At 53.9% G+C, this 2,170-nt stretch carries 1 protein-coding gene; it reads right to left on the reverse strand.

The window, feature by feature from the left end:
• Positions 1 to 569: 569 nt before the first annotated feature.
• Positions 570 to 1,601: a protein rep gene (locus JFT66_RS29615; RefSeq protein WP_233097230.1), complete on the reverse strand. Its 1,032-nt coding sequence runs from the start codon at positions 1,599 to 1,601 to the stop codon at positions 570 to 572.
• Positions 1,602 to 2,170 lie beyond the last annotated feature (569 nt).

Genomic DNA, 2,170 nt, shown 5'->3' on the forward strand with positions numbered 1-2,170 from the left:
ACCCGGGGGGACAAACGAAGTGCGTCAGGATTTTTAACCAGGTACACAACTCAACGGGGTATCGGGGCACAGCCCTGATCAGGGTTTTGTGGGGATCGACTGCGTGCAGGCGGTGGCCACAAAACATTTCCTGTCCGTTTTTTAGATTTGAATTCAATTCGTTTTTTAAGATCCGATTAAATTCTTAATTTAGTTTTGTTTTCCGAATTCAAAACTCACTTAAAACCAAGAGCCCACGGCAGCAGGGGAGAGTTTTCAAAATGCCTACATTTTGTAGCACTCTCCCTATCCTGCATCCTCTCTGCATCCTCTCTGCTCTGGCCTTTGACCTTCGCTGTTTCCCTCCGCTTTTTTGAACAGGGCGCGCTTAGTTGTTTCTACGAAACGCGCGGATCAAAAACGGATCAAGGGCGCACTTACGCAAACTTCGTTTGCATGCGGATCAAAATCCAAAGCAGATCAAAAGCGGATACATGAGTCGGACAGGAAATGTTTTGTACGGACGGCCTGCACGCAGTCGATCCCCACAAAACCCTGATCAGGGCTGTGCCCCGATACCCCGTTGAGAGTCAGCGAGCTGGTTTGTCGCCGTTGGGTGCGCGGCGATATCGGCGCTCTACTTCCCGCCAGTTGAAAGCCAACCGAGAACCGTCGTCTTCGCCTTCTTCAGCGCCGCCTCTCTTAACCAAATCCGAATCAGTTTCCTCATCGACACGGAGTACCTTTTTCAAAACGCCACCGGTTGCCACAAAGCGGCGCTTGTGGGATTGGCGCGTCAATTCCAAAAACCAATCAGGATCGTTTGTCATGTCAGACGGTTTAACGCTGTACTTCAGCGTTTCCGAAACCGCGCGTTGTAGCGCAGCCCCTCCCACCTCCGTCCCGGTCTCTGAGCTCCGATCTTTAATCGCTTGAACGCGCACACCGCTTGGCGAGATCGTCGGATCGCGCATGCATTCCTGCCAAATCTCAACCCAGCGGGCATGCTTAACGTATTTCGATCCAGACAGCATCGAAGGCGGGACCATCAGCAAAACGTGAAAATGCGGGTGCGCCTCCCCAATCGCACTCCGAGTTACCTCGGTAGTCCGTACCCAACCAATCACCGCTTTTAACTCTTTTCGCGCCTGGAGTCGGTTCCACCCGGCATTCATCGCCGTAAGAGTCGCTCCAAGCTCGCCTATGGGGCAATTGGGCACAGTCAGGGTCAGGAATAGCCAGCGAGCCTTAGGATGCTCTAGAACGATCTGAGGGAGAGATTGGTGAAACCGAGCCTGCCACATGAGCGAGCGCCTCCACTGACACACCGGGCAATGACGTACCCGGCAAAAGTACGCCGTACGCAAACGTAGGGCATTCACTGATGTTTCAGGGTTGAGAACCCAACCAAACAGCAATAACCCCCCACAGTCGGACATTCGAGCGGCGTAGCGCTCAAATTCTAGAGCGCTGGCATAAATCCCACCCACATCGTCAGATTGACCTCTGTGAATGTCCCACGGGACATCATTCGGACTGTAATCGGAAAGCCCGTCGCGGGGCTGTTCAAGCGCAATAATTTCGCTAGAATGGACAGACGTGGAAGCGGTAACGTTTTCCATGGAAAACCCTAGATATCTTGGACCTCGAAGACCCACGATTCTGGGGTTTTTCTTTTTACGCGTCAAATAACCCTCAAAGCCACGGTCCACAAGGGTTGTAGCCGCTTTTTGCACCCTTGAATTACCATCGTAAGTATCAAGTAAAGGAAATCGGCCTCTCCGACGCCCGTTTTTCGACCCCTCCAAGCACCGCCAAAAAGCCAAAAACAGATCGTCTCCGACGGCCCTTCGGGACTGCTCGCCACGTGGCAGGCGGTCGGGGGAAGAGCACCCCCAACCACCAGCCCGGAGCATTGGGGCACTGCGAGGCATCAAGGGGCTTTCGCGGCATATCCTTGCCCGTTCCGGTCTGCGGTATTCCACGTCCCCTTGACCCCTCTCCGTTTTGATTTTTTCCTGCAGCCCCGGGTTTCACCAGGGCGAGTTTTTCCGCCCTGGTGAAACCCGGGGGGACAAACGAAGTGCGTCAGGATTTTTAACCAGGTACACAACTCAACGGGGTATCGGGGCACAGCCCTGATCAGGGTTTTGTGGGGATCGACTGCGTGCAGGCGGTGGCCACAAAACAT

The sequence above is a fragment of the Pseudomonas sp. MF6755 genome (genome assembly GCF_016405635.1).
GTDB classification, from domain to species: domain Bacteria; phylum Pseudomonadota; class Gammaproteobacteria; order Pseudomonadales; family Pseudomonadaceae; genus Aquipseudomonas; species Aquipseudomonas haemolytica.